We start from the raw sequence: 4,274 nt of genomic DNA, 5'->3' as shown, positions 1-4,274 counted from the left end.
GAGCGTGACGAGGACGAAGGCCGGGTCGGCCGTCGAGAGCCCCCGGAGGACGTGAGACGGTGCGGGATCGGCCTTGGTGCCTCCCGTACGGCGCCGAGACGGGCGTCACGGCGCCGCCTCCCGCCCCTCCGGAACGGCGGGGGCTCCGCCGGAACTACGTCAGCCGGTCGAGGATGCGGGCCAGGTCGGCCGGGGCCGCTGCCAGGCGGACCGGCGTGCCCTCGTCGTCGAGTTCGGCCACGTGCCAGTTCGCGGGGACCGTGTCGCCGTCGCCGCCCCTGGCCCGGCGTACGGCACGCAGGGTGAGGCGGTCCACCGGGATCGGCCTGGCCGCGTAACGGCCCGGGCCGGGGTGCGGGACCACCGCGGGCGGGGCGCCGCCGCCCAGGACGATGTGGGTGCCGAAGAAATGCGGGTTGTAGTCCGTGGGGTCCAGGAAGCGGGCCCGCACGAACACCTCCTCGCCGTCGGGGGCGGCGGGCGGCTCACCGGTCGCTTCGGGCACGCGGATGCGGGTGGCGCGCCACGCCCGGGTCACGAGGGCCAGGCTGGTCAGTGTGCCCGCGGCCGCCCAGGTGAGCGTCGCCGGCGGTCCGAGCGGCGTCGCGAAGTACAGGTAGCACAGGGGAAGCAGCCACAGGCCCGTCACGACGAGGGCCGCGGCGAAGGGGAGGGCCGACGGGAGGACCTCGTCGTCGGGGCGGTGGCGGCCGCGCAGGCGGATCAGGGCCTGGGCGGCGGGGTAGCCCGCGGCGAGGAACAGGCCGACCGCGATGACCGCCACCTCCCCGGCTCCGGGAATGTGGTCGTGCCACACATGGCGGTCCCCCGCCACCGTCCTCACCCCGCCGCGCCACAGGGTCAGCCGGACGCGGTCGCCGGGGCGGAACTCCTCGGCGGCATCGTAGGAGACGGCCAGCCGCCTCATCGGGCGGGCGTCGGCGAAGTACAGCCAGTTCTCCTTTTTGGGGTGGTGGGGTTCGGTGCGTTCGATCACCGCCGGGAGGACGGTCAGGCACTCGGAGCGGTCCTCGGCGGGGGTGCGGGCCGTGCAGGGGACGGCCGACTTCCACGCCCGCTCCCTCGCCCCGGTCTCCGGCACGGACCAGGCGGCCAGTCCCGCGCCCGTCAGCAGCAGCGCGCACAGGACCAGGGAGCCCGCCCGGCCGCGGCCGACGGTGCGGTGCGAGATCACGGGGAGGTGGCCCGACCGCGGGGTTCCGTGGCGGCGGTGCAGGGTGCGCAGGGCGTCCAGGGTGTCGTCGAAGTCCGGGTCGTGGGGGGACCGGCTCAGCGGCAGGGGCAGGCGTCGCCTGCGGCCGTCGCGCAGCACCGCGACGACCCGGCGGCCCTCCTGGGCCCGCGGGTTGTTCTCGTTCGTCAGGCGCACGTGCAGGTCGGCGATGTCGCTCCAGGGCAGGCTCCGGCGGCGCAGCAGCGTGCGGACGTGCAGCCCCCGGGCGTCGGCGCGCACCCGGGCGGTGGCCCGGTGCAGGGACAGCAGGCCCATCGGCACCGACAGCAGGCCGGCGCCCAGCCAGGCGTACGCGCCCGAGGCGGCCCGGAGCGCCACGGCCGCGATCGTCGCGACCGCCCCGAGTCCGGCGAGGAACCACCAGGCGTCCTTCTCCTGGGAGCGGCAGATCACTTCCCGGGCATCGGTCATGTGCAGCATCCTGTCAACGGCCGGGGGCGGTGCCTTGTGCCGGATGCGGCAGTTTTCCGGCCCGCCACATTGCCGACCGCCGACCGGGCAGTCGGGTGGCATGGTTCTCAGTGGAGCGGCATGCGGCGCGGCGGTTCGGTGGACCGCCGCTCGGGAAGGATGGGCGACATGATCATTTTTGGTACCAAGGGGTATCTGTACCAGCTGGCGATACTGACGCTGGTGTGCGGGCAGTGCGGGAACCCGTCCGCGCACACGCTCAGGAAGCGGGTCACGAAGTTCACGTTGTTCTTCGTGCCGCTCTTCCCGTTCTCGACGAAGTACGCGACGCAGTGCACCTTCTGCGGCGCGGAGCAGAGGGTGACCGAGGAGCAGGCCGAGCAGCTCCAGGCGCAGGCCGCCGCCGGCCAGGGCGGTCCGGGCGGCCAGGGGTACGGGCAGCCCCAGCAGCAGCCCTACCAGTCCTGAGGTCCCTCTCCCGAAGCCCGGGCGGTCCGGGCGGTCCGGGCGGTCCTCACAGCGGCGTCGCCGCGCGGAGGATCAGGAACAGGGTCAGGGCGGAGTTCGCCGAGGACATGGCCGATACGGCCGTGCCCGCCGCCGCTCCCCAGGCCGCCAGGCCCACCGAGGTGAACACGGCCGGCCAGCGGCCCGGCGCCGGGGGCGGTGCCAGGAGGGCCGCCACGCGGCGCGGGACCGGGCCCGGGGACGCGAAGGCCGTCGGCAGCGGGGCCGGGCGGGAGGCCAGGGCCGCCCGGCCGATGGCGGTGGCGACCGTGCGGCGGCTGCCGACGGCGCGGGCCGCCTCCTCGTCGGCCCAGCGTTCCGTCGTGTACGACACCGCCGTGCGCAGCGGGCGCAGGAACGGGTTGGCGTGGGCGGCCAGCCGGACGGCCAGCAGGAAGCGGTGGTGCCGCGCGGTCAGGTGGGCCCGCTCGTGGGCGAACAGGGCGCGGCGTTCGGCGGGGGCGAGGTGGTCGAGGAGGGCGGTGGTGACCACCACGCGGTCACGGTGGAAGGCGGTGCCCGGGAGCGCGTACGCGTACGGGGTGCCGTCGGGCAGGACCGCCACCTCCGTGTCCGGCAGGCCGGCCAGGGCGCGGTGGGCGCGGCGGCGGGTGCGGACGTGCCGCCACAGTGTCCTCCCGCACACCACGAGCACCGCGCACAGCGCGGGGATGGCCGCCTTCCCCACCACCTCGTCGTACGGGACCGCCGCCCGTACCTCCGGGTCGGACCAGCCGTCGGGCAGCGGGTTGCCGGGGAGCTGGGCGGTGCCGACCACCATCACCAGGCCGAGGCAGAGCGTGCTGCACACCGCCATCGTCGCCGCCACCGCGGTCAGCATCCGCGTCGCGGTGCGCGGATGGAGATGCTGTTCGGCCAGGCGCGCGACCGGCCAGGCCGTCAGCGGCAGGACGAGCGGCAGGAAGACGAACACCCCCATGAGGTTTCAGTCTTTCCCTTCGCTCCCGGGCCGGCCCAGCAGTTCGCGCAGCAGCCGTTCGTCGTCCGGGCCGAGGCCGGTGACGAAGCTGGCCAGAACCGCCTCCCGGTCGCTCTCGGCGTCCAGGACCTTGCGCATCTTGTGGGCCGCCAGGCCCGCGTGGTCCGACGCCGGGGTCCAGGCGAAGGAACGGCCCGCCCGTTCCCGGGTGACGGCGCCCTTGGCCAGCAGCCGGGTCAGGATCGTGACGACCGTCGTGTAGGCGAGGTCCTGGCCCAGGCGCTCCTGCACCCAGCCGGCCGTCGCCGGCCCGTCCGCCTCCCGCAGCGCCGACAGGACCAGCGCCTCCAGCTCACCCTGCCCCCGTCGCCGGGGACGCTGTCCGTGCTCCGCCACGGCCTGTCTCCCTTCCGCCCCTGTACGTTTCCCGGGCGGTCATCGTATAGATGAACGGACGCCGTCAACTTCTCTACATTGCTGTAGATTCTAGTGCCGGTGCCCGGCACCGGCACCGGCACCGGCTCACGAGAGGGGCGGACCCCATGTTCGGACTGAGCGAGCTCGCGATCATCCTCATTGTCGTCATAGTCGTCCTGGCCGCCAGGAAACTGCCCGAACTCGCCCGGTCGGCGGGCAAGTCCGCCCGCATCCTGAAGGCCGAGGCCCGGGCGGCCAAGGAGCAGGACCAGCGGGACGCGCCTCGTGTCATCCAGGGGGAGACCGTCTCCCGGGACGCCTCGCCCGAGTCGGGGCAGCACCGGCAGTAGGCGCCCTCAGCCGGTCCCCGTGTCGTCGTACGGGTCGGCCGGGGGCGGGACCGGCCGGGTCGCCGTGACCTCGAAGTAGGGCACGGGGCCGTCGTTGACCGGGTCCTTCGTGCGGCGCGGGGTGTAGGTGCCGGTGAGCTCCAGCCAGCTGTCCGGCTGCAGGACCGGGGGGATCTCGCCGGTCAGCGCGATCTTCACCGGCTGGGCGTCCGCCGCACAGCAGTTGAGGGTCATGCGGACCAGGTACGGGGTGCCGGATCCGTCCACGGCCACGAAGCCGGTGAGGGTGAGGGGGCGGTCGCGGAGGTGGCGGCCGCCGTCGTAGACCGCGCGTGCCGCGTACTCGCCCACGCCGAGGCGCAAAGGGCCCCGGGCGGGGAGGTCGGGGAAGCCG

5 protein-coding genes and 1 pseudogene are annotated in these 4,274 nt (G+C 74.7%); 2 read left to right on the top strand and 4 right to left on the bottom strand.

The genetic code is table 11. The features are described from left to right. Positions 1-154: 154 nt before the first annotated feature. Complete coding sequence (locus RIM90_RS25095; RefSeq protein WP_309063027.1) at positions 155-1,666, bottom strand: PH domain-containing protein; 1,512 nt, start codon at positions 1,664-1,666, stop codon at positions 155-157. Between the two features lie 168 nt (positions 1,667-1,834). Between RIM90_RS25095 and RIM90_RS25090 the strand changes: the two genes are divergently transcribed. Next, positions 1,835-2,134, top strand: coding sequence for a zinc-ribbon domain-containing protein (locus RIM90_RS25090; protein ID WP_309063026.1), 300 nt, complete (start codon positions 1,835-1,837; stop codon positions 2,132-2,134). A 46-nt stretch (positions 2,135-2,180) separates the two neighbouring features. On the opposite strand, the gene RIM90_RS25085 is transcribed toward RIM90_RS25090, so the two are convergent. Both RIM90_RS25085 and RIM90_RS25080 read right to left on the bottom strand, forming a co-directional pair. After that, positions 2,181-3,113: a M56 family metallopeptidase gene (locus tag RIM90_RS25085; protein ID WP_309063025.1), complete on the bottom strand. Its 933-nt coding sequence runs from the start codon at positions 3,111-3,113 to the stop codon at positions 2,181-2,183. Between the two features lie 6 nt (positions 3,114-3,119). After that, entirely contained in the window at positions 3,120-3,509 is a 390-nt protein-coding gene (locus RIM90_RS25080) for a BlaI/MecI/CopY family transcriptional regulator (RefSeq protein WP_309063024.1), read from the bottom strand. A 146-nt stretch (positions 3,510-3,655) separates the two neighbouring features. On the opposite strand from RIM90_RS25080, the gene RIM90_RS25075 reads away from it, so the two are divergent. Then, on the top strand, positions 3,656-3,880 hold the full coding sequence (locus RIM90_RS25075; protein ID WP_309063023.1) for a twin-arginine translocase TatA/TatE family subunit: 225 nt from the start codon (positions 3,656-3,658) through the stop codon (positions 3,878-3,880). Positions 3,881-3,886: 6 nt separating this feature from the next. On the opposite strand, the pseudogene RIM90_RS25070 reads toward RIM90_RS25075, so the two are convergent. After that, a pseudogene (locus tag RIM90_RS25070) lies at positions 3,887-4,274 on the bottom strand (TIGR03943 family protein); the annotation flags it as partial.

It is taken from the genome of Streptomyces sp. (genome assembly GCF_031181555.1).
GTDB classification, from domain to species: Bacteria; Actinomycetota; Actinomycetes; order Streptomycetales; family Streptomycetaceae; genus Streptomyces; species Streptomyces fimbriatus.
Note: the sequence above shows the minus strand (reverse complement) of the source record. Positions and strands in the feature narration are given on the sequence as shown.

Coding starts and splice junctions, on each gene's coding strand:
- RIM90_RS25095 (WP_309063027.1), bottom strand. CDS start 1,666: ATGACCGATGCCCGGGAAGTGATCTGCCGCTCCCAGGAGAAGGACGCC.
- RIM90_RS25090 (WP_309063026.1), top strand. CDS start 1,835: ATGATCATTTTTGGTACCAAGGGGTATCTGTACCAGCTGGCGATACTG.
- RIM90_RS25085 (WP_309063025.1), bottom strand. CDS start 3,113: ATGGGGGTGTTCGTCTTCCTGCCGCTCGTCCTGCCGCTGACGGCCTGG.
- RIM90_RS25075 (WP_309063023.1), top strand. CDS start 3,656: ATGTTCGGACTGAGCGAGCTCGCGATCATCCTCATTGTCGTCATAGTC.